Genomic DNA, 20,484 nt, shown 5'->3' with positions numbered 1-20,484 from the left:
ACAAAAACACGGCGGTGTCGGGCGGTTCCCCAGAGAGCGGCAGGGGAAACGCGACTGGAACGCGACACCTGCGCGTCAGCTAAGCGACGCCCACGCGCCGGGCCTGCGACGCCGTGATCCGGGTCGTCAGGAAAGTCCAAGGGATGCAGGATTTTCATGCGCAGCCGCCTCCGCGCTGGCGATAGCAGGATCGCAGGAACAAATAAAGAACATTGTACTTCATCATGTCTGTTGCCCTTTGCGCAGGACAAGGCCAGCATTGTCCGAAACCGAGAGGAGCCCATCCATGCGCACCATCGCCTTTACCCCCATCGCCGCTCTCGCGCTTGCCGCCTGTGGCAGTGGCGACGTGTCCGTCACCAACGCCTCGCCCGAGGAGGTCGCTGCCAAGGTCGATGCGGCGGGCGGGGCGCGGTTCAATCCGGGGGAGTGGGAGACCACGGTCGAGACGGTGTCGATCGACATTCCCGGGCTTGAGGGTCCGATGAAGGACGAGATGACCAAGCTGATGCTGCAGAAGAAGCAGGTCGGAAAGAATTGCGTCACGCCCGAACAGGCGAAGTCGCCCCCGGCCGAGGTGCTGGCGCAGAGCAAGGGCCGCTGCACCTATGAGAAATTCACGATGGCCGGTGGGAAGATCGACGGGACGATGGTGTGCGATGCCGATGGCGGCAAGATGACGATGAAGATCAGCGGCACGTTCAGCGACGACGCCTTTGCGATCGACAACGCCATGGAAACGACGATGCCGGGCGGCGCGCAGACGATGAAGATCAAGGCGAAGACGACGGGCAAGCGGATCGGCGATTGTCCGGGGACGAAGGCATAAGAGGACTGACTATTCCTCCCCTGCGCCGCAGGGGAGGAATTAGGGAGGTCACATCACCCGGCGATACGCGACCCGCCACATTGCCAGTGCGATTCCGGCCGCGACCATCGCCAGCAGCGCGCTGGTGCCGAGGGCGCTGATCCAGCGGAACAGCGCGGTGCGCAGGTCGCTGGCGGGGGCCGCGAGGAAGCCGAAGCCGTAGGTCTGGGCACCGACGAACAGCACGAGCGAGATCAGCGCGCCGAGCGCGGCGGCGTGCCAGGCGCGGCGATAGCCGGCGAGGTGGAGGACGAGCCACAATGGCCCCCCTGCCCCGGCGATGCCGAGCGCGGAGAAGATCGTGCCGAGCATCCACGCGGCGGCAAGCGAGGTCACCTCGCACTGGCCCGCCGCGAAGACGAGCAGCAGCACGACGAGTCCGCCGAGCGCACCACCGAGCGCGAGCGCGAAGCCCGCCCGGTCGAGCGTGGTATCGTAATGCGGCGCGGGCGCGCGCATTGCACTGTCATTCACCAGAAACCCCTCCCCGGTGCGCGGGGCTTAGCATTGCGCGGCAGCATGGCTCAAGCGCGGAGAATACGGCAGTAACCAAATCCGGGACAGCTTGATGAGCGGGGGGCTTTGCCGCAGGTTCGGGGCAAGGATTTCAAGGGGATTCGCATGCATCGTTCGTTCCACCGTGTCGCGCTGGTCGGCCTGATCGTCGCCGCCACGCCGCTCGCCGCGCAGGACGCGCCGCCCACGCCACCGGTCGCCGCGAAAAAGCCCTATCAGGTCAAGGCCCCTTTCGGCGCGGTGCGCGAGGACGAATATTACTGGCTGCGCGACGATACGCGCAAGAACCCCGAGATGCTCGCCTATCTCACCGCCGAGAATGCCTATGCCGATGCGGTGATGGCGCCGACCAAGCCGATGCAGGAGGCGCTGTTCAAGGAGATTACCGGCCGCATCAAGCAGGATGACAGCACCGTCCCCTATCTCGACAATGGCTATTATTACTACACGCGGTTCGAGACCGGCGGCGACTACCCGATCGTCGCGCGGCGCAAGGGCAGCATGGAGGCGCCCGAGGAGATCATCCTCAATCAGCCCGAGATGGCCAAGGGCGCGAATTTCTTCCAGATCGGCAGCCGTCAGGTGAGCCCCGACAACCGCCTGCTCGCCTATGCCGAGGACAAGGTCGGGCGGCGGCAGTTTGTGCTGAAGGTCAAGGACCTGACCACCGGCAAGACGCTGGAGGATTCGATCCCCAATGTGCAGGCGGGGTTTGCCTGGGCTGGCGACAACAAGACGATCTTCTACATCGAGAAGGATCCGGTCACGCTGCTGGGCAAGCGGGTGAAGGCGCATGTGCTTGGCACGCCGGCAAGCGCCGACCGGCTGGTTTATGAGGAGAAGGACGACACCTACTCGCTCGGCATCGGGACGACGAGTTCGGAGAAGTTCATCTGCATCTATGCCGGCAAGACGGTCAGCGACGAACAGCGCTGCGCGCCGGTCGCCAATCCGACGAATTTCACCGTGATCGCGCCGCGCGAGCGCGACTTTCTGTATGGCGCGGACCATGTCGGCAATCGCTGGGTGATCCGCACCAACTGGAACGCGCCGAACTATCGTCTGATGACGGTGGCGGACAGCGCGACGGGTGCGGGCAAGGCGGCGTGGAAGGATGTCGTGCCGCACAGCGCGGACGTGTTCATCGAGGGGGTGCAGCCGTTCGACAAGTATCTCGCGATCGAGGAACGTTCGGGCGGCAACAAAAGGCTGCGGCTGCTGGGCAATGATGGGAAATCGAGCTTTGTCGAGGCGGATGAGCCGGCCTACTCCATGGGGCTCAGCACCAATGCCGAGACCGCGACCGACTGGGTGCGCTACACCTACAACTCGCTGACCACACCCTCGACCGTGATCGAGGCGAACATGAAGACTGGCGAGCGGCGGACGCTGAAGGTCACGCCGGTGCCGGGTTATGACGCGAGCAAGTACGTCACCGAGCGCGTGTGGGCGACCGCGCGCGACGGTACGAAGGTGCCAGTGAGCCTGGTCTATGCCAAGGGGTTCAAGAAGGACGGCACCGCGTCGCTGTTCCAGTACGCCTATGGCAGCTATGGCTATTCGACCGATCCGGGCTTTTCGCCGATGCTACCGAGCCTGCTCGACCGCGGCATGGTCTATGCCATCGCGCATATCCGCGGCGGGCAGGAGATGGGGCGCGCCTGGTATGATCAGGGGCGGATGTTCAACAAGAAGAACAGCTTCACCGATTTTATCGACGTGACCCGGTATCTGGTCGATCAGGGCTATGCGAAAAAGGGCCGCGTCGCCGCGATGGGCGGCAGCGCGGGCGGGCTGCTGATGGGTGGCATCACCAACATGGCGCCGCAGGATTATGGCGCTATCGTCAGCCTGGTGCCGTTCGTCGATGTGGTGACGACGATGCTCGACCCGACCATCCCGCTGACCACCGGCGAATATGACGAGTGGGGCAATCCCGAGGGCAAGGCGAGTTATGACTATATGCTCAGCTACTCGCCCTATGATCAGCTCAAGCGCGGGGCCTATCCGGCGATCTTTGTCGGCACCGGGCTATGGGACAGTCAGGTGCAATATTATGAGCCGGCCAAGTACGTCGCGCGGCTGCGCACGCTGAAGACCGACGCCAACCCGCTGCTTTTCCGCACCAATATGGAGGCCGGGCATGGCGGCAAATCGGGGCGGTTCGAGCGGTTCAAGGAACAGGCGGAATATCTGGCGTTCGCGCTGGACCAGTTGAAGGTGAAGTGATCGGGCGGTAGCGGGGAGCGTATGGACACCCTGCCCGCTACCGACATCGACGCCGCCGCCGAGCTGGAGCGGCTCGCCGCAGAGATCGCGCGCCACAACGCGCTGTATCACACCGAGGATTCTCCGGAGATCAGCGACGCGGCCTATGACGCGCTGATGCGGCGGAATGCTGCGATCGAGGCGGCGTTTCCGCATCTGGTGCGCGCGGATTCGCCGTCGAAGCTGGTCGGTGCCGCGCCCGCCGGGCATCTGGCCAAGGTGCCGCATGCGCGCGCGATGATGAGCCTCGACAACGCGTTCAGCGATGCCGACGTGATCGAGTTCGTGCTGCGCGTGCGGCGGTTCCTGTCGCTGGGCGAAGGCGACCGCGTCGCGCTGACCGCCGAGCCCAAGATCGACGGGCTGTCCTGCTCGCTGCGCTATGAGGGGCGCAGGCTGGTGCTGGCGGCGACGCGCGGCGATGGGCAGGTGGGTGAGAATGTCACCGCCAATGCGCTGACGATCGCCGATATTCCGACCGAGCTGCCCGCCGACGCGCCCGATGTGTTCGAGGTGCGCGGCGAGGTCTATATGGCGAAGGACGATTTCCTGGCGCTCAACGCGCGGCTGCTGACCGAGGCGGAAGCGAGCGGCAAGGAAGCGCGGCAGTTCGCCAATCCGCGCAACGCCGCCGCCGGATCGCTGCGGCAAAAGGATGCGAGCGTCACCGCGGCGCGGCCGCTGCGCTTTCTGGCGCATGGCTGGGGCGAGACCAGCGCGCTGCCGGGTGAGACGCAACATGCGGTGATGAAGGCGATCCAAGGCTGGGGCTTTCCGGTCCACCCGCTGTTCGTCGCGTGCGCGCAGGTCGAACCGGCACTGGCGCAATATCGCAAGATCGAGACACTGCGTGCCGACCTGCCGTTCGACATCGATGGCGTGGTGTACAAGGTCGACCGGCTCGACTGGCAGGAGCGGCTGGGCAGCGTCGGGCGCGCGCCGCGCTGGGCGATTGCGCATAAATTCCCGGCCGAGCGCGCCGAGACGACGCTGCGCGACATCGACATTCAGGTCGGGCGCACGGGCAAGCTGACCCCCGTGGCACGGCTGGAGCCGGTGACGGTCGGCGGTGTGGTCGTGACCAACGCCACGCTGCATAATGCCGACGAGATCGAACGGCTGGGCGTGCGTCCGGGCGACCGGGTGGTGCTGCAGCGCGCGGGCGACGTGATCCCGCAGATTGTCGAGAACCTGACCCGGGATGTGGAGCGTCCGGCGTTCGTGTTTCCGACCCATTGCCCGATCTGTCAGTCGGAGGCGACGCGCGAAGAGGATGAGGTCGATGTGCGCTGCACCGGCGGGCTGATCTGCCCGGCGCAGCGGCTCGAGCGGCTCAAGCATTTCGTCAGCCGCGGCGCGCTCGATATCGAGGGGCTGGGTGAGAAGACCATCGTCGAGTTTCTTGACCTTGGCTGGATCGCCGAGCCCGCCGACATCTTTCGCCTGAGCCAGCATCGCGATGCGCTGCTTGGGCGTGAGGGGTGGAAAGAGAAGTCGGTCGACAATCTGCTCGCCGCGATCGAGGCGAAGCGCGCGCCGGATGCGGCGCGGCTGCTATTCGGGCTTGGCATCCGGCACATCGGCAGCATCACCGCGCGCGATTTGATGAAGCGGCTGGAGACCCTCCCTGCCCTCGCCGCGCTGGCGGACGAGGTCATCGCGCTGCGGGCGTCGATCACGCCGGCGCTGAGCGAGCCCGATGCGAAGTTCAACACGCGCCGCGACAAGGCGATTGGCGAGCATATCGGGATCGAGAATGTCGGCGCGGCGGTAGGCCATGCGTTAGCCGACTTCTTCCACGAGCCGCACAACCGGGCAGTGTGGGACGACCTGCTCGCCGAAGTCACCCCGCCCCCGTTCGTCGTCGCGGCGCGCGACTCGGAAGTATCAGGAAAGACGATCGTCTTCACCGGATCGCTCGAGACGCTGAGTCGCGACGAGGCCAAGGCGCAGGCGGAGTCGCTTGGCGCGCGAGTGTCGGGATCGGTGTCGGCCAAGACTGACCTGATCGTGGCCGGTCCCGGCGCCGGATCGAAGCTCAAAAAGGCCGCAGAGCTGGAGATTTCGGTGATCGACGAGGCGGCGTGGAACGCAATTGTGGCGGCCGCCAGGTGATGCTTTTTTGCAACGCACAAATCACTTGAACGAACTGTAACATTTCCGCAAAGAAGCATCCCCATGGGGCAACGCAAGACGGTGAAGCACACCGCTCGCGCAGGCTTTGAACAGCCCATCCTAAGGGGACTACAATGCGAAACCATCTGCTGATCGGCGCGGCTGTTGCTGCGCTCGCTTTTCCTGCCGCAGCACGCGCGCAGTCGACCGGTTCGGTCGATTTCGACGATCAGGAAATCGTCATCACCGGCACCAGCGTCTCTTCGGGCGTCGCCGGCATCATCGTTCCCGACACGTCGAAGGCAAAGGCCGAGCTGAGCGCAGAAGCGATCCAGCAGTCGGTTCCGGGCCAGTCGATCAACGAAGTGATCAACCGCCTGCCGGGCGTCAGCTTCCAGAACAACGATGCTTTCGGTTCGGCCGGCGGCACGATGACGATCCGCGGCTTCTCGTCGGATCGCATCAGCCAGACCGTCGACGGCATCCCGCTGAACGATTCGGGCAACTACGCCCTGTATTTCAGCCAGCAGATGGACATCGAGCTGATCGAGCGCGTCAGCGTCAACCTCGGCACCACCGACGTCGACAGCCCGACCGCGGCGGCGACCGGCTCGACCGTCAACTACCGCACCCGTGTCCCGAGCGAAGAGTTCGGCGTGAAGCTGGTCGGTTCGGCTGGCGAATATGGCTTTTTCCGCGTGTTCGGCATGGTCGATTCGGGCAACCTGACCTCGTCGGGTCTGCGCGCGTTCATCTCGGCCAGCAACCTGACCAGCACGACCACCTTCTATCGCGAAGGCAAGATCGATCGTCAGCAGTACAATGCGCGTCTGTATCAGCCGCTCGGCGACAATGGCGACTTCATCTCGCTGGCCGGCACTTATGACGTGAACCGCAAGAACTTCTTCGGTTCGGTTGCGCTGCGTGAGGACGCCGGTCGCGTGACCCCCAACCGCTTCCCGCAGACCAAGGAAGAGCGCTTCTATTCGATCGCACCCTGCCTCGTCGCGGTTGGCCGTCCGGGTCTGGCTGACTCGGCCAATAGCTGCGGTTCGGAATTCGATCGCCGCATCAACCCGTCGAACACCGGCAACATCCGCGGTGCATCGCGCTTCACCCTCGCCGACAACATCGTGCTGAGCGTGGATCCGTCGTTCCAGGTCGTGAAGGCGAACGGCGGCGGCACTGCAACTGCGCGTGAAGGCACGTTCAACGCGGGCGGCACCCCCATCGTCGGTTATATCGGTGGCTCGCCCTATTTCGGTCGCGATCTCAACGGCGACGGCGACGTGCTCGATCAGGTGCGCGTGCTCGCCCCCAGCCAGACCCAGACCCAGCGTATTGGCGTAATCAGCTCACTGCGTTGGGAATTGGACGAGAGCAACACGGTCCGTCTCGCTTATTCCTACGACCGCGCACGTCACCGCCAGACCGGCGAGACCAACATGCTGCAGGCCAATGGCGCCACGGCCGACCCGTTCCCGATCAACGATCCGCTGGTCGATCGCAATGGCCGCGCCCTGCAGAAGCGTGACCGCCTGTCATTCGCGATCCTGCACCAGATCGCTGGTGAGTATCGCGGCGAATTCGGCGACCTGACCGTCAACGTGGGTGTGCGCATGCCGTTCATGCGTCGCAACCTGACCAACTATTGCGCGACCTCGTCGGCATCGGGCTTTGTTGAGTGCTTCAACGGCGACTCGGCGGCACAGGCAGCCTGGCTGGCGGCCAACCCGACCCAGACCGTGGCTGGCGTGACCTTTGCGACCCAGGCTCCGCAGCAGCGCATCTTCAACTACAAGAAGGCGCTGCCGAACATCGGCCTCGTCTATGACCTGACGTCGAACATCTCGGCTTTCGGTAACTTCTCGCAGGGTCTGCAGGCGCCGGGTACGGACAATCTGTACAACAGCTTCTACTTCCCGACGAATGCCGAGCAGGCGAATCCGCGTCCGGAAAAGACCGACAATTTCGACCTCGGTCTGCGTTATCGTTCGTCGACGGTTCATGCCCAGGTCGTCGGTTGGTACACCAACTACACCGATCGTCTGGCTTCGGCCTATGATCCCGAGCTGGACCGTACCGTCTATCGCAACCTCGGCACGGTGAAGAAGTACGGCGTTGATGCCAACATCAGCTGGCAGCCGATTTCCGCGCTCAGCGTCTATGCCTTCGGCTCGCTGATGGAATCGGAAATCCAGGACAACGTACTGCTCGCGACGCGCACGAACGGGAACCAGATCTTTGCGATGACCGCCGGCAAGCGCGAGGCGGGTGCGCCGACTTACACTCTTGGTGCTGGCTTCAACGCCGATGTCGGACCAGTGACGTTCGGTGCAAACGTGAAGCGGACCGGCTCGCGGTACGTCTTTGACGACAACACGCCGATCACCGTGGGCACGGTTTCGCCGCTGGGCGTCGATACGCGCACTCAGATCTACCCGGCGAAGACCCCGGCGTACACGCTGGTTGATCTGCATGCGCGCGTGAAGCTCAACTGGGCGGGCCTCGGCGACGAGACCTACTTCCAGTTCAACCTGATGAACGCATTCGACCAAGTGTATGTCGGTGGCTTCAGCGGCAACCTGTCGAGCACGGGTTTCGACACCCGCACGACCGGATCGACGCCTCAGTTCATCACCTCGTCGAGCGCTCCGTTCGTCCAGATCGGCTATCCGCGGACCTTCATGGGCTCGCTGGTCGTCGGCTTCTGATCCACAGATCAGTCTGACAGGAAACGCCGCCGTCCCGGGCAACCGGGGCGGCGGTTTTCTTTTGGGCGGAGTGGGGTAAGCTGGCCCCCGGATTTGGGGGGAACTGGGGATGTCGCCGTTCGAGCTGGTATTCGCGGTCTATGGGCTGTTGCTGGGGCTCGCCATTGCCGAGGTGCTGGGGGGATTTGCCCGGGTGCTGAAGCTCAAGCGCGGTGGCAAGGCGGTGCGGGTCGGGTGGTTGACGCCGTTGCTCGGCATCGTCGTGATCCTCGACCTGACCTCATTCTGGCTGCTGGCCTGGGAGGCGCAGAGCCAGATTGTGGCGAATTACCTGACGCTGGTCAGCGTGCTGGCGATCGTCGGGATCTATTACCTTGCCGCGTCGCTGATCTTTCCAGATGAGCCCGCCGACTGGCCGGATTTCGACCTGTGGTATGACCGGCAGAACCGGATGGTGATTGGCGGGTTGCTGGCGGCGAATGTCGGGAGCTGGATCGGTTCGATCGGGCTGGAGTTCGTCGCGCCGTCGCCGGAAGAGACATTTTCCGGGACTGGCGATGTGGTTGAGGTGCTGGCCGCGCTCGGCGTGCTGATCCTGCTGCTGGTATTGCTGCGGGTTAGCGGGCGGCGGGTCAATGCGGTGTTGCTGGCGGCGGTCAGCCTGTTGTTGCTGACCGCAGGGATTGCCGAGCTATTCTAGCCGATCACTTCAAGGACGGCGGCGCGGGCGATTGCGGCGGCGCGGAGGTCGTCGGCGGTGCGGCGAGCGAAGAAGCTCAGCGGCTGGCGAGTGATGCCCGAATTCGAAGTAACGATATGTAACTGTTTACGAAGAGTAGATTTCACAAAGCTTCCTGTCTGGGTATTGTAGCGGCCTCACGCTCAGCGCGGGCGGTGTCGGTGCGTTCCTGGCGGTCGGCCATGGCAAGCCATGCAGCCTCGGCGCGCAGGTTGCGGTCGCGGACATTGTCGAGCGTCGCGGAATCCGCGTCGGCGCGGCATTTCGCGGCATTGTCGCGATAGGTAATCGTGTGAGCGGCCATCGGTGTTTTCCCTTGCTGTTAAAACAATCACGAGAAACGCCGGGCGGCACGCACCAGATGGCGCGTGCCGCCCGGCAGCCGATTAGTCTGCCGACTGCAGGTTCACGGCGGCCATCTTGCCGCGCTTGTCCTGCTCCAGCTCGTAGCTGACGCGCTGGTCCTGGTTCAGCGTCGCCATGCCGGCGCGCTCAACGGCCGAGATGTGAACGAACGCGTCGCCGCCGCCATTGTCGGGGGCGATGAAGCCATAGCCCTTGTCGGCGTTGAAAAACTTGACGGTTCCGGTGATGCTCATTGGGTATTCCTTCTTTAATCGGCACGCCCCGTGTGGACGGACCTTGGCTGCGGAGGCAGGGAAAGAAGGAAGAAGGGGCCGCAAAGCACCGAAGACCGTCGATTTGCGACTGTAGCAGCGCCTATATGCACCCAATGCGCTGAAATTGCAAGGGCAAGCCCTGGCGGTGGCTGACACCTGTCCGACGATGCTGACAAAAATGGGGGTGTTTCGGGGCGACAGGACCGGATCGCGCCTGCGACGCGACCGCTTTGCGACGGCGACGCGACACCGGTGCGACTGTCGCGCGACGGACGTGTCAGGCGGTGCGGGAGGGTGTCAGGCGGGGGCATGTGGATGGTCCTGTCGGGTGCGAGAGGACCATCCAGATATGCCGGGCGGGGGTCTGTAGGAAAGCCCCCTCCCCGTCCGTGCAGCTCAGTTTACGGACGTGGCCGGGGCGAGCGCGGCGCGGTCGGCGGCGGTCATCGGGGCGTCCATGTCGGGGCGGAAATGCGGGTCGGCGCGGTCGTCGGCACCCGGATGCGTATCGCCCTCAAGATCCGGCGCGGGATGGCCCTCAGCGAGGACGTTGGTGCGGCGCTTGAAGAACAACGCAGCGGCAGTCGCGGCGCCAGCGGCGATCGCGCCGGCGAGCGGGAAGGCGTTGCGGCGCAGCGTGGCGAGCGCGGCGGTGGTCGCCCCACCCTTTTCGCCAGCCGCCGCTTTCTTGGCCGGAGCCTTGCGCGCGGGGGTCTTGCGGGGGGCGGCGCGCTTGGTGGTGGCGCGCGTGGCGGGCTTGGACTTGGGGGTCGCGGTACGGGTGGCCATGGTCGATCTCGCTGAAAAACAATCCGAATGGCGAGAACAACAGGAAGCGCGGCAGGTTCCGCTCAGCCCGGATTCCGCAGCAGCCGCGCGAGCAGTTCGGGATGGGGTTCGAGTGGGAGCCAGGGCGCGAAATCGTCCGGCTGAAGCACGATCAGCCGCTGACGCACCAGCACGCCGTCCGCCCCGAACAGGGTCATGGCGGCGAGACGGCGATCGAGCGCATCCCCGGCGAGCAGGAACAGCGCAGTCTGTCGCGTCGGCGCAAAGCCAGTCGCGAGGCCGTGCGCCCGCCCGCCAAATTCGGTGAAGCCGCGGTCGAGATTGGCGTTGCGGACGAACAACAGGTCCAGCGCCTGCGGCCGCAGCCACGGCGCCAGAGCGAGGATCAGCGCGAGCCGTTCATCCGCGCTCAGCCGGTTGATCGGGACCGCCGCACCATAAGCGCAGCGATCGAGCAGTTCGGGCGGCTCCGGCAGCGTCAGCGCGGCGGACGCGGGGTCGTCCCGCTCGGCGTACTGGTCGATCCGCTGATGGATCAGGGTTGCGAGCCAGTGCAGTTCGCGGTCCAGCGTGGTGGCGAGCGCGGCGGGCGGTGGGGCGTCAGTCATTGGTGAGCGGCCAGCGGCTGTGGCGGGCGCGGTCGCCGAGGTCGAGCAAAGCTTCGTTGGGATCGTTGCGGCGGGTGGTGGCGAGGCCGTCGGGGCGCGGCGCGGTTTCCTCCCACGCGGTCTGCGTCACCTCCTTGGCTTTGGCCTCGTGATAGGTCGCGTCGCGCACGCGTTTCATGCGGCGCCAGAGCAAGGGCATGGCGATGAACGGGAAGGCAATGCCGCCAAAGATGATCAGCAGCGCGACGATGTCGGTCATCATGGTCCCCCGTTCCCGTTGGCCGGGATCAGAGCGCAGCTGGCGGGGGGATGCAAGGACGGATCAGCGCGGGCGGTGGTCGGTGCCGGCGCCGGGGGTGATGAAGATGGCGGTGGCGGTGGTGCCGGGGGGCACGTCCGCCGTGTGCCAGACACCGGGCGGGTTGATCGCATAATCGCCGGGGGTGAGGGTTTCGCGGTTAGTGCTGCCATCGGGCAGTTCCTGAACCAGCGTCATTTCCCCCGCAGTGCAGATGACCAGTTCCGCGCCGTGCGGATGGACTTCCCACGCGGTCCAGCTTTCGGTGAAGCTGTACTGCATGACCAGCCTCCCCTCGATCCCGTCGGCGGCGTGGCGTTGTTCGTAGCCGGCGTACCAGGCCATGCCGTCGAAGGGCGGTTCGACGGTGGCGGTGGCGTTGCGGCCGAGATGGGCGAATTGGGTGTCGAGGCGGGGCATGGAGCGAGGTTAGCTCAAGTGCCTTGAAACCCCTAGTGGCGGGAGCGCGGGTTAGACCGAACTGCTTGTTAGCGACCGACCCATGCCGTCACAGAATTCTTGATAATGGAGATAATTTATATTATCTCTCTTTTACGGCAATATGCCGTGGTAACAAGCGCACGGGCAGTAACCATGAACAGCAAACCGCTTCTGGCGGTTTCGGCAAAGGAGGCGTCGAGCAGGTTTGGATTTTATACCGACGAAGCAATGCTGCGTCCGGTTGGCATCCAGCGTCATGGCACCACACGGGTCGTGATGATCTCGCTCGATGAATATGAGCGCCTTAAACGCCGGGATCGTCAGGTAATCCGCACGGAAGATTTGGATGAACACACCATCGAAGCGATCCTCAGCGCCGAGCCGGGCGAGCGGTCCCGCGAAGCCGGGCGGCGACTGGCCGATCCCGACGCCGGGTGATGTCGTCAGCTACGCCTATCTATGGGCGCGCGAGGCGGATGCGGGGCAGGAAGAAGGGCTGAAGGACCGGCCCTCCGTCGTCATCTTGTCGACGGTGACGCAGGGCGGCGAGGTCTTCGTCAATGTCGTGCCGGTGACGCATAGTCGACCGGACACTGCGGCAGATGGAGTCGAGATGCCAGCGATCGTCAAGCGCGACCTAGGCCTCGACCGCGAGCCAAGCTGGATCATGGTGACCGAGATCAACCAGTTTCGCTGGCCGGGACCGGATGTGCGACTGGTGGACAGCAACACGCCCTATCATGGGGCTATCCCGGATTGGTTGTTTGAGCGGGTGCGTGGGGCATTTGCGGGGAAGGTTGGACGGGTGCGGATTACGCGGAGGTCGGCGTGAGCGCAGTGCAAATTGAGCCACCCGTCAATTGATCCCTACTAAATTGTAGATGCTCCCATAAAACAATCGCGAAAATATCAAGAGCTCGACCCCCATCAAGAGGGCAAGTGGCTCGAAATACAACGGCAGCAACCCCGCAGGCCTAACCGTTCTAATACGAATTAAATCATCGACAAACTCTTGATCTCGCTCCTCGTCATCAGGACTAAAATGGGCATTGCGCGAGGCAGCACTAAAAAGAATTTTCTCAGTCCACATTATAGTTTTTGAATTTATCCGCTCGTTCAGAAGCGCGCGATAAATCCAAATAAAAGATACAACAAAAAATAGAACAGCCGCCCCTATCAACGCCTCCCGCTGAGTCATCATTACAACCAATGGGCCGACAAGAAAAAATATCCTAAAAATAACGGTTGATAGTAAAAATTCTCTATCAACAATATTATTCTGCTTATCTATAAGATCGAGAACAGCGGCTCGATTGGCCCGATAGCCAGATCTATTGATCTTAAACTCAGTCCGAGTAGACATATCAGTCTCTTACAAAGGGATTGAAAACGGTCAACGCTGCCCTTGCAGCCGATTTCCCTTGATCGTGCTCCTCAAGAAGCGACAAGTGTTTTACGCTAAGCATGTCAGCCACCCGACCGCTCCCGCCTCTAAGATGCGACTTTACAATCAACTTAATCTGCTCAGCACGCTTTGACTGGAGAGAACTATCTGGCGTCAAATCAGATTTGTTAACGAGTATCACGAAAGATTTTAGGCGCCGGAATATGTGCGAGTCTTTCTGCTTAATCTCACAAAGCCCCTCTAAAAACTCCTCTAACCAAACTCGCCCACTTTTATCCGAATTAGATCCAGTAGCCGACCAATCACTTGAGGCATCTGTTAGGATGCAAAGGGCATGTGGCCGATATTTTGAGACCAACTCGGCGTGGTCATGTGGGAAATCCTGTCCCTTCGTATCAACGACCTTTTTTAGATCAATCGACACCATACCGTTCGGGGATTTGAGTTGTAGACTACCCGTATTTTTAACAGCTTGAGTCCTCGGCATCGCATCCGACGGATCAGTATAAGCGCCCGAACGCAAATAATTTATAAAACTGGTCTTTCCAGATCGTGACGGCCCTACGAATAATACAGTTTTTCCAACAACTTGAGTCTTAAGCCAAGCCACTGCGCTCGGTGCAACCGCCCTTAGTAGGCCTACACCGACCTTGCCGACTATTGCTCCGGCTGGATCTGCCACATCCCCTCCCTGCATCTCTTCGTTGCCCCCAAAATCTAGTCAAGCTGACTTTATCAGCTCCCGTGGCCTCACGCTACTCCGCCGCCACCTCAGCCCGCTCCTTCACCCCACCACGCTCCAGCAACGGCGCAAGATACTTCCCCGTATAGCTCCGCGGCTCCTTCGCCACAGTCTCCGGCGTGCCTTCGGCGACGATCTCGCCGCCCTTGACGCCGCCTTCGGGGCCGAGGTCGAGGATCCAGTCTGCGGTCTTGATGACGTCGAGATTGTGTTCGATCACAACCACGGTATTGCCCTGTTCGACCAGCGCGTGGAGGACTTCGAGCAGCTTGCGGACGTCTTCGAAATGCAGGCCGGTGGTGGGTTCATCGAGGATGTACAGCGTCTGGCCGGTGGCGCGGCGGCTGAGTTCCTTGGCGAGTTTGACGCGCTGGGCTTCGCCGCCGGAGAGGGTTGTGGCCTGTTGGCCGACCTTGACGTAGCCGAGGCCGACTTCCGCCAGCATCGCCATCTTGTCGCGGATCGGGGGGACGGCCTTGAAGAATTCGACCGCGTCCTCGACCGTCATGTCGAGCACGTCGGCGATGCTGCGCCCCTTGAACTTCACCTCCAGCGTTTCGCGGTTGTAGCGCTGGCCGTGGCACACGTCGCAGGTGACGTAGACGTCGGGGAGGAAGTGCATTTCGATCTTGAGCAGGCCGTCGCCGGTGCATGCCTCACACCGCCCGCCCTTGACGTTGAAGCTGAACCGGCCGGGCTTGTAGCCGCGCGCCTGTGCCTCTGGCAGGCCGGCGAACCAGTCGCGGATGTTGGTGAAGGCACCGGTATAGGTCGCGGGGTTGGAGCGCGGGGTGCGGCCGATCGGCGACTGATCGATATCGATCACCTTGTCGAGATGGTCGAGGCCGGTGATCTTGTCATGCTTGCCGGCGAGGACGCGGGCGCCGTTGAGGTGGCGGGCGGCGGCGGCGTAGAGCGTGTCGATGGTGAAGCTCGACTTGCCCGAGCCGGACACGCCGGTGATGCAGGTGAAGGTGCCCAGCGGGATCGACGCGGTGACGCCGGTGAGGTTGTTGGCGGTGGCGTTGTGGACGGTCAGCTTCTTGCCATTGCCCTTGCGCCGCTTTTTGGGGAGCGGGACTTCGCGGCGGCCGGCGAGATAGTCGGCGGTGATCGAGTTTTCGGACGCGAGCACTTCGTCGAAGGTGCCCTGTGCCACGACCTCACCACCATGGACGCCGGCGCCCGGCCCCATGTCGATGACGTAATCGGCGCTGCGGATCGCATCCTCGTCATGTTCGACCACCAGCACGGTGTTGCCGAGGTCGCGCAGGCGGCGCAGCGTGACGAGGAGCATGTCGTTGTCGCGCTGATGCAGGCCGATGCTGGGTTCGTCGAGGACGTAGAGGACGCCGGAGAGGCCGCTGCCGATTTGCGAGGCGAGGCGGATGCGCTGGCTCTCTCCGCCCGACAGCGTGCCGCTGGTGCGATCGAGGTTGAGGTAGTCGAGGCCGACATTGTTGAGGAAGCCGAGGCGTTCGTCGATTTCCTTGAGGATCGCGCGGGCGATTTCGCGTTGCTGGCCGGTGAGCGCGTCGGGGAGCGTCTGAAAGAACGGGACCGCGTCGGCGACCGACAGGCGGGTGACGCTGGAGATGTCGCGCATGGCGATCTTGACCGCCAGCGCCTCGGGCTTGAGGCGGGCGCCGTGGCAGGTTTCGCAGGCGTGGGCGGCCTGGTACTTGGACAGCTCCTCACGCATCCAGGCGCTTTCGGTCTGGAGCATGCGGCGGTTGAGGTTGCCGATGACGCCTTCGAACGGCTTCTTCACATCATAGCTTTTGCGGCCGTCGATGAAGGTGAGCGTGACCGGCTTGCCGCCGGTGCCGTGGAGGATGATCAGCTGGACTTCGCCGGGCAGGTCCTTCCACGGCGTGTCGAGACTGAAGCCGAATTCGCGGGCGAGGCTGCCGAGGACCTGCATGTAATAGGGGCTGGGCGGGTTGGACTTGGCCCAGGGGACGACGGCGCCCTTCTTGATGCTGAGGTCGTGGTTGGGGACGACGAGGTCTTCGTCGAACACGAGTTTCTCGCCGAGGCCGTCGCAGGCGGGGCATGCGCCCTGCGGGGCGTTGAAGGAGAACAGGCGCGGTTCGATTTCGGCGATGGTGAAGCCGCTGACCGGACAGGCGAAGCGTTCGGAGAAGACGATGCGGTTGTCGGGGATGCCGGTGTTTTTCATGCCGGACTTGCGCACCGGCTCGGCGGGCGTGCTGCCTTCCGCGACAAACTTTTGCGGCGCTTCGTTGACACGCCCTCCCCCAGCCCCTCCCGCGTGCGGGAGGGGAGCGATTGCCTCGACGGTGGTGTCCACCAGATCGACATAGGCGAGGCCGTCGGCGAGTTTCAGGGCAGTCTCGAAGCTCTCGGCCAGGCGCGTGGCGATGTCGTCGCGGACGACGAGGCGGTCGACGACGACTTCGATGTCGTGCTTGTACTTCTTGTCGAGCGCGGGGGCTTCTTCGATCAGATAGGTTTCGCCGTCGATGCGGACGCGCTGGAAGCCGGCGCGCTGCCATTCGGCGAGCTCCTTGCGATACTCGCCCTTGCGGCCGCGCACGACCGGGGCGAGGAGCAGGAGGCGGGTGCCTTCGGGGAGCGCGAGGACGCGATCGACCATCTGGCTGACGGTCTGTGCCGCGATCGGCAGGCCGGTCGCGGGGCTGTAGGGAATGCCGACGCGCGCCCACAGCAGGCGCATGTAGTCGTAAATCTCGGTCACCGTCGCGACCGTCGAGCGCGGATTGCGGCTGGTGGTCTTCTGCTCGATGCTGATCGCGGGGGACAGGCCGTCGATATGCTCGACATCGGGCTTCTGCATCATCTCAAGGAACTGGCGCGCATAGGCGCTCAGGCTCTCGACGTAGCGCCGTTGCCCCTCGGCATAGATGGTGTCGAAGGCGAGGCTGGACTTGCCCGACCCCGACAGGCCGGTGATGACCGTGAGCGTGTCGCGCGGGATGTCGATGTCCACGCCCTTGAGGTTATGCTCGCGCGCGCCGCGGACCGAGATATGCGTAAGTGCCATGCGGTGAGTTCTAGCTTTGTTCTTGAGGGGAAGCTAGGGGTGAGATAGGGGCGCGGGCGGCCGGTTGCGAGGGGGGCAGACGCAGAACAAAAGCGCTTTGCGGCGAAGGGGTTGCGCGGGTAGCTTGGGCGTAGAGGGGGAGAGGCGTGAACATTTCAGCATATCTGGATCAGGTCCGCGCGGCCTATGAGAGCGGGCGGGCGACCGAACACAGCTACCGCCCCGCGCTCCACGCGCTGTTCCAGTCGATCGACCCGGCGCTGACCGTCATCAACGAACCCAAGCGCGGCGACGCCGGCATGGTCGATTTCATGTTCGAACGCGGCGGGATCCCGTTCGGCTGGGCGGAAGCCAAGGACATCGACAAGGACGTCATCAAGCTCAAGGGCTATTCGATCGAACAGCGCAAGCGGTACGAAAAAGCGTATCCCAACCTGATCTACACCAACGGCGTAGATTTCGAATTCATCCGCGACGGCGCGAGCGTCCATTTCGTCTCGATCGCCGATTTCGTCATGGGGCTGCAACCCAACCCCGACCGGTTTGACGAGCTGGAGCGGCAACTGCGCCTGTTTGCCGAAGCCAAGCCGATCAGCATTACCAGCGCGGCGCGACTGGCGGAAATGATGGCGGCCAAGGCGGCGATCATCAAGGATGAGGTCGCCATCGCGCTGAAGGACGATCCCGAATTTCGCACCGGCCTGGGCGGCCAGTATCGCAGCTTCAAGGCGAACCTGCTTCCCGCGCTGGAGCCGGATGAGTTCGCCGACATCTACGCCGAAACCATCACCTACGGCATGTTCGCCGCCCGCTTCCACGACGATGACCTGACGACGTTCAGCCGGACCGAGGCGATGGAAAAGCTGCCCGCCAGCAACCCGTTCCTCAAGGGCCTGTTCGAATATGTCGCCGGACCCGCGCTGCCCCAACGTCTGCGCTATATCGTCGACGATCTGGTTCAGGTGATGCGCGCCAGCGACCCCCATTCACTGTTCCGCGATTTCGGCAAGTTCACTGCGCGCAACGACCCCTTCATCCATTTCTACGAAGACTTCCTCGCCGCATATAACCCGGCCAAGCGCAAGAGCCGGGGCGTGTGGTACACGCCGGAACCCGTGGTCGATTTTATCGTCCGCGCGGTCGATGACGTGCTGAAAACCGAGTTCGGTCTGGCCGATGGTCTGGCCGATACGTCAAAGGTGACGGTGGACTGGGACACCGGCACCAACAATCCCAAGACCGGGAAGCCGGTGACGATACGCAAGGATGTGCACAAGGTCCAGATTCTTGACCCCGCCACCGGCACCGGCACCTTTCTGGCCAAGGCGGTTCAGCTGATCTCTGACCGGGTAAAAGCGCGCGCGCCCGGCAAATGGTCCGGCTATGTCGAACAGGATCTGCTGCCCCGCCTCCACGGGTTCGAGCTGCTGATGGCCAGCTATGCCATGTGCCATATGAAGCTGGACATGCAGCTCACCGAAAGCGGCTACAAGCCGAGCGCGAACCCGCCGCGTTTGTCGGTCTGGCTGACCAACGCGCTGGAACCTGCCGAGCGCGAAGTGATGGAACTTTGGTTTACGCCGCTCGCCGAAGAAGCACGCGGCGCGAGTATCGTGAAGCGCCAGTCCCCAATTATGTGCGTGATAGGAAATCCGCCATATTCTGGCCATTCATCAAACAAAAATGAGTGGACCGAAGAGCTAATCGCGCCATATCGGACTGAGCCGGGTGGCAAAACACCGCTTCAAGAAAGGAGTTTCAAATACATTAACGACGATTATGTGAAATTTATTCGCATGGCTGAGCATATTATATCTAATAATGGCTCAGGAATCGTGGCGATGATTACTAATCACGGGTATATCGACAACCCTACATTTAGAGGCATGCGTTGGAGATTGCTTGAAAGTTTTGATAGCATTTATGTATTTGAGTTAAATGGTAGCGTTAAGAAGGTTGGCGCTGCACCGATAGTTAAAGATGAGAACGTCTTTGACATCCAGCAGGGTGTTGCCATCATGGTCGGAGTTCGCAAACGTGATCATGTTCCCGCAGAAGGGATTTTTTACAAGTCCGTCGAGGGAAGCCGGCGGTCCAAGAATGATGCGCTATACGCTGCAAATGTAAAACAAGATTGGGCTTGGGTTACTCCTGAGACTGAGTCCTTTCTAAGCTTTGCACCATTTGGCGGCTCTGAACAGCCTATGTATGCCGCATCGCCGAAGATACGTGATCTGTTTATCTCTTCGTCAATTGCCATGCAGACGGGCGCTGATGCGAAGCTTGTAGGAGACAGCGCGACCACTCTAATCAAGTCATTAGCGATCAAGGCACCGCAAGCTATTCAAATGATCAGGCCGTTGCTCTATCGGCCTTTTGATATTCGATCTGTCTTCTATGCGCCGAATGGTCAGGCGGCGAGATTGGCAGGCGTCGAAACTCCAAGTTCCTATCGCCCGCGCTTTGAAACGCTAAGGCACATGACGAAATTGAACTTGGCGATTCTTGTGCCGCGACAGCTTGCCGCGGAGGGATTTTACCACGCCTTCATAGCTGCCGATCTGCCAGAGATGTGTGTTATCTCGGCCAAGACAAAGGAACAGAATGTAACTCTGCCTCTATATCGATATGCGGAAGAAGACGCACAATCCGACGCCTTCACACCCAAGCAACGCACGCTCAATCTCGACCCCAAACTCTACGCCGCCATTTGCGCCGCGGGCGGCATCGACCCTGCCGATCAGGCGGGGCCGGACGATGACTTCCGCGCGCCCACCGCCGATGCGCGGCCGAGTGAGGTCAAGGTGTTCGACTATATCTACGGCGTCCTCCACGCGCCAAACTATCGCGAAACCTATGCCGAGTTTCTCAAGATCGATTTCCCGCGCATCCCCTATCCCGCCTCGCCGGAGGTGTTCCGCGCGGTGAGTGAGAATGGGGAGGCGCTGCGGCGGTTGCACCTGATGGAACCGGCGGCGATCGGCGACACCCCCTATCCATTTATGGGCGACGGCGATGACGTGGTAGCAGTGGGCTATCCGAAGTTCGAAGCGGGGCGGGTGCAGATCAACGCCGATCAATATTTCGACGCCGTGCCCCCGGTCGCCTGGACATTCCATATCGGCGGCTACCAGCCCGCCCAGAAATGGCTCAAGGACCGCCGCGGCCGCACGCTCAGCTATGATGACATCGGCCATTATCAGCGGATCGTGAAAATCCTCACAGAGACCGATCGCATCATGGGAGAGATCGACCTGCCCATCGCTGAGAATGCAGAGTCGGCCTGAGGCGCTGTGCCAGCTGCTCAAAGAGCGCGGGCTGGGCGTGCGGGTG

The 20,484-nt window shown here is 62.5% G+C and carries 19 protein-coding genes; 8 read left to right on the top strand and 11 right to left on the bottom strand.

What is annotated here, in order from left to right:
* Positions 1-286 precede the first annotated feature (286 nt).
* Complete coding sequence (locus tag VGN66_RS13955) at positions 287-829, top strand: DUF3617 domain-containing protein (protein ID WP_327519428.1); 543 nt, start codon at positions 287-289, stop codon at positions 827-829.
* Positions 830-877: 48 nt separating this feature from the next.
* Here VGN66_RS13955 and VGN66_RS13950 read toward each other — a convergent pair whose 3' ends face one another.
* On the bottom strand, positions 878-1,342 hold the full coding sequence (locus VGN66_RS13950) for a hypothetical protein (protein ID WP_327519427.1): 465 nt from the start codon (positions 1,340-1,342) through the stop codon (positions 878-880).
* Between the two features lie 147 nt (positions 1,343-1,489).
* Between VGN66_RS13950 and VGN66_RS13945 the strand changes: the two genes are divergently transcribed.
* The 4 genes from VGN66_RS13945 to VGN66_RS13930 all read left to right on the top strand — a co-directional run bounded on the left by VGN66_RS13945 (position 1,490) and on the right by VGN66_RS13930 (position 9,181).
* Positions 1,490-3,613, top strand: a complete 2,124-nt coding sequence (locus VGN66_RS13945; protein WP_327519426.1) for a S9 family peptidase — start codon at positions 1,490-1,492, stop codon at positions 3,611-3,613.
* Positions 3,614-3,634: 21 nt separating this feature from the next.
* Entirely contained in the window at positions 3,635-5,767 is a 2,133-nt protein-coding gene (gene ligA, locus VGN66_RS13940; RefSeq protein WP_327519425.1) for an NAD-dependent DNA ligase LigA, read from the top strand.
* Between the two features lie 134 nt (positions 5,768-5,901).
* Positions 5,902-8,481 carry a TonB-dependent receptor gene (locus VGN66_RS13935; RefSeq protein ID WP_327519424.1) on the top strand — a complete coding sequence of 860 codons (2,580 nt, stop codon included), beginning with the start codon at positions 5,902-5,904 and terminating at the stop codon, positions 8,479-8,481.
* 109 nt (positions 8,482-8,590) lie between these two features.
* On the top strand, positions 8,591-9,181 hold the full coding sequence (locus tag VGN66_RS13930) for a hypothetical protein (RefSeq protein WP_327519423.1): 591 nt from the start codon (positions 8,591-8,593) through the stop codon (positions 9,179-9,181).
* Here VGN66_RS13930 and VGN66_RS13925 read toward each other — a convergent pair.
* From VGN66_RS13925 to VGN66_RS13895, 7 genes are all read right to left on the bottom strand, one after another.
* A complete protein-coding gene (locus tag VGN66_RS13925) occupies positions 9,178-9,327 on the bottom strand; it encodes a hypothetical protein (protein WP_327519422.1) in 150 nt (49 codons plus the stop codon). The two genes, VGN66_RS13930 and VGN66_RS13925, sit on opposite strands and share 4 nt — an antisense overlap.
* On the bottom strand, positions 9,324-9,524 hold the full coding sequence (locus tag VGN66_RS13920) for a hypothetical protein (protein ID WP_327519421.1): 201 nt from the start codon (positions 9,522-9,524) through the stop codon (positions 9,324-9,326). The genes VGN66_RS13925 and VGN66_RS13920 overlap by 4 nt, the downstream gene beginning before the upstream one ends.
* Positions 9,525-9,606: 82 nt before the next feature.
* Positions 9,607-9,819 carry a cold-shock protein gene (locus VGN66_RS13915; RefSeq protein WP_224920445.1) on the bottom strand — a complete coding sequence of 71 codons (213 nt, stop codon included), beginning with the start codon at positions 9,817-9,819 and terminating at the stop codon, positions 9,607-9,609.
* A gap of 417 nt (positions 9,820-10,236) precedes the next feature.
* Positions 10,237-10,629: a hypothetical protein gene (locus VGN66_RS13910; RefSeq protein ID WP_327519420.1), complete on the bottom strand. Its 393-nt coding sequence runs from the start codon at positions 10,627-10,629 to the stop codon at positions 10,237-10,239.
* 62 nt (positions 10,630-10,691) lie between these two features.
* Positions 10,692-11,237: a hypothetical protein gene (locus VGN66_RS13905; RefSeq protein ID WP_327519419.1), complete on the bottom strand. Its 546-nt coding sequence runs from the start codon at positions 11,235-11,237 to the stop codon at positions 10,692-10,694.
* On the bottom strand, positions 11,230-11,496 hold the full coding sequence (locus VGN66_RS13900; RefSeq protein ID WP_327519418.1) for a hypothetical protein: 267 nt from the start codon (positions 11,494-11,496) through the stop codon (positions 11,230-11,232). The genes VGN66_RS13905 and VGN66_RS13900 overlap by 8 nt, the downstream gene beginning before the upstream one ends.
* A gap of 63 nt (positions 11,497-11,559) precedes the next feature.
* Positions 11,560-11,955: a cupin domain-containing protein gene (locus tag VGN66_RS13895; protein ID WP_327519417.1), complete on the bottom strand. Its 396-nt coding sequence runs from the start codon at positions 11,953-11,955 to the stop codon at positions 11,560-11,562.
* 174 nt (positions 11,956-12,129) lie between these two features.
* Between VGN66_RS13895 and VGN66_RS13890 the strand changes: the two genes are divergently transcribed.
* Together VGN66_RS13890 and VGN66_RS13885 are read left to right on the top strand one after the other, a co-directional pair.
* A complete protein-coding gene (locus VGN66_RS13890; protein WP_327519416.1) occupies positions 12,130-12,414 on the top strand; it encodes a type II toxin-antitoxin system Phd/YefM family antitoxin in 285 nt (94 codons plus the stop codon).
* Complete coding sequence (locus tag VGN66_RS13885) at positions 12,323-12,808, top strand: hypothetical protein (protein WP_327519414.1); 486 nt, start codon at positions 12,323-12,325, stop codon at positions 12,806-12,808. The genes VGN66_RS13890 and VGN66_RS13885 overlap by 92 nt, the downstream gene beginning before the upstream one ends.
* 24 nt (positions 12,809-12,832) lie before the next feature.
* Here the strand turns inward: VGN66_RS13885 and VGN66_RS13880 are convergent, their stop codons facing one another.
* From VGN66_RS13880 to uvrA, 3 genes are all read right to left on the bottom strand, one after another.
* On the bottom strand, positions 12,833-13,339 hold the full coding sequence (locus VGN66_RS13880) for a hypothetical protein (protein ID WP_327519413.1): 507 nt from the start codon (positions 13,337-13,339) through the stop codon (positions 12,833-12,835).
* A 1-nt stretch (position 13,340) separates the two neighbouring features.
* Positions 13,341-14,063 carry a GTPase domain-containing protein gene (locus VGN66_RS13875; RefSeq protein ID WP_327519412.1) on the bottom strand — a complete coding sequence of 241 codons (723 nt, stop codon included), beginning with the start codon at positions 14,061-14,063 and terminating at the stop codon, positions 13,341-13,343.
* Positions 14,064-14,136: 73 nt separating this feature from the next.
* Positions 14,137-17,151 (bottom strand): excinuclease ABC subunit UvrA, encoded by a 3,015-nt coding sequence (uvrA, locus tag VGN66_RS13870; RefSeq protein WP_327519411.1) that lies wholly within the window; start codon positions 17,149-17,151, stop codon positions 14,137-14,139.
* Positions 17,152-17,297: 146 nt separating this feature from the next.
* Here uvrA and VGN66_RS13865 point away from each other — a divergent pair, with 146 nt between their 5' ends.
* Entirely contained in the window at positions 17,298-20,438 is a 3,141-nt protein-coding gene (locus VGN66_RS13865) for a type ISP restriction/modification enzyme (protein WP_327519410.1), read from the top strand.
* Positions 20,439-20,484 lie beyond the last annotated feature (46 nt).

Origin of the sequence: Sphingomonas sp. (assembly GCF_035998645.1) — a bacterium.
In the GTDB taxonomy this organism is placed as follows: domain Bacteria; phylum Pseudomonadota; class Alphaproteobacteria; order Sphingomonadales; family Sphingomonadaceae; genus Sphingomonas.
This window is presented reverse-complemented; position numbering and strand designations above follow the sequence as displayed.

Coding starts and splice junctions, on each gene's coding strand:
- VGN66_RS13920 (WP_327519421.1), bottom strand. CDS start 9,524: ATGGCCGCTCACACGATTACCTATCGCGACAATGCCGCGAAATGCCGC.
- VGN66_RS13905 (WP_327519419.1), bottom strand. CDS start 11,237: ATGACTGACGCCCCACCGCCCGCCGCGCTCGCCACCACGCTGGACCGC.
- VGN66_RS13900 (WP_327519418.1), bottom strand. CDS start 11,496: ATGACCGACATCGTCGCGCTGCTGATCATCTTTGGCGGCATTGCCTTC.
- uvrA (WP_327519411.1), bottom strand. CDS start 17,151: ATGGCACTTACGCATATCTCGGTCCGCGGCGCGCGCGAGCATAACCTC.
- VGN66_RS13945 (WP_327519426.1), top strand. CDS start 1,490: ATGCATCGTTCGTTCCACCGTGTCGCGCTGGTCGGCCTGATCGTCGCC.
- VGN66_RS13955 (WP_327519428.1), top strand. CDS start 287: ATGCGCACCATCGCCTTTACCCCCATCGCCGCTCTCGCGCTTGCCGCC.
- VGN66_RS13895 (WP_327519417.1), bottom strand. CDS start 11,955: ATGCCCCGCCTCGACACCCAATTCGCCCATCTCGGCCGCAACGCCACC.
- VGN66_RS13910 (WP_327519420.1), bottom strand. CDS start 10,629: ATGGCCACCCGTACCGCGACCCCCAAGTCCAAGCCCGCCACGCGCGCC.
- VGN66_RS13890 (WP_327519416.1), top strand. CDS start 12,130: ATGAACAGCAAACCGCTTCTGGCGGTTTCGGCAAAGGAGGCGTCGAGC.
- VGN66_RS13935 (WP_327519424.1), top strand. CDS start 5,902: ATGCGAAACCATCTGCTGATCGGCGCGGCTGTTGCTGCGCTCGCTTTT.
- VGN66_RS13880 (WP_327519413.1), bottom strand. CDS start 13,339: ATGTCTACTCGGACTGAGTTTAAGATCAATAGATCTGGCTATCGGGCC.
- VGN66_RS13915 (WP_224920445.1), bottom strand. CDS start 9,819: ATGAGCATCACCGGAACCGTCAAGTTTTTCAACGCCGACAAGGGCTAT.
- VGN66_RS13885 (WP_327519414.1), top strand. CDS start 12,323: ATGAACACACCATCGAAGCGATCCTCAGCGCCGAGCCGGGCGAGCGGT.
- ligA (WP_327519425.1), top strand. CDS start 3,635: ATGGACACCCTGCCCGCTACCGACATCGACGCCGCCGCCGAGCTGGAG.
- VGN66_RS13930 (WP_327519423.1), top strand. CDS start 8,591: ATGTCGCCGTTCGAGCTGGTATTCGCGGTCTATGGGCTGTTGCTGGGG.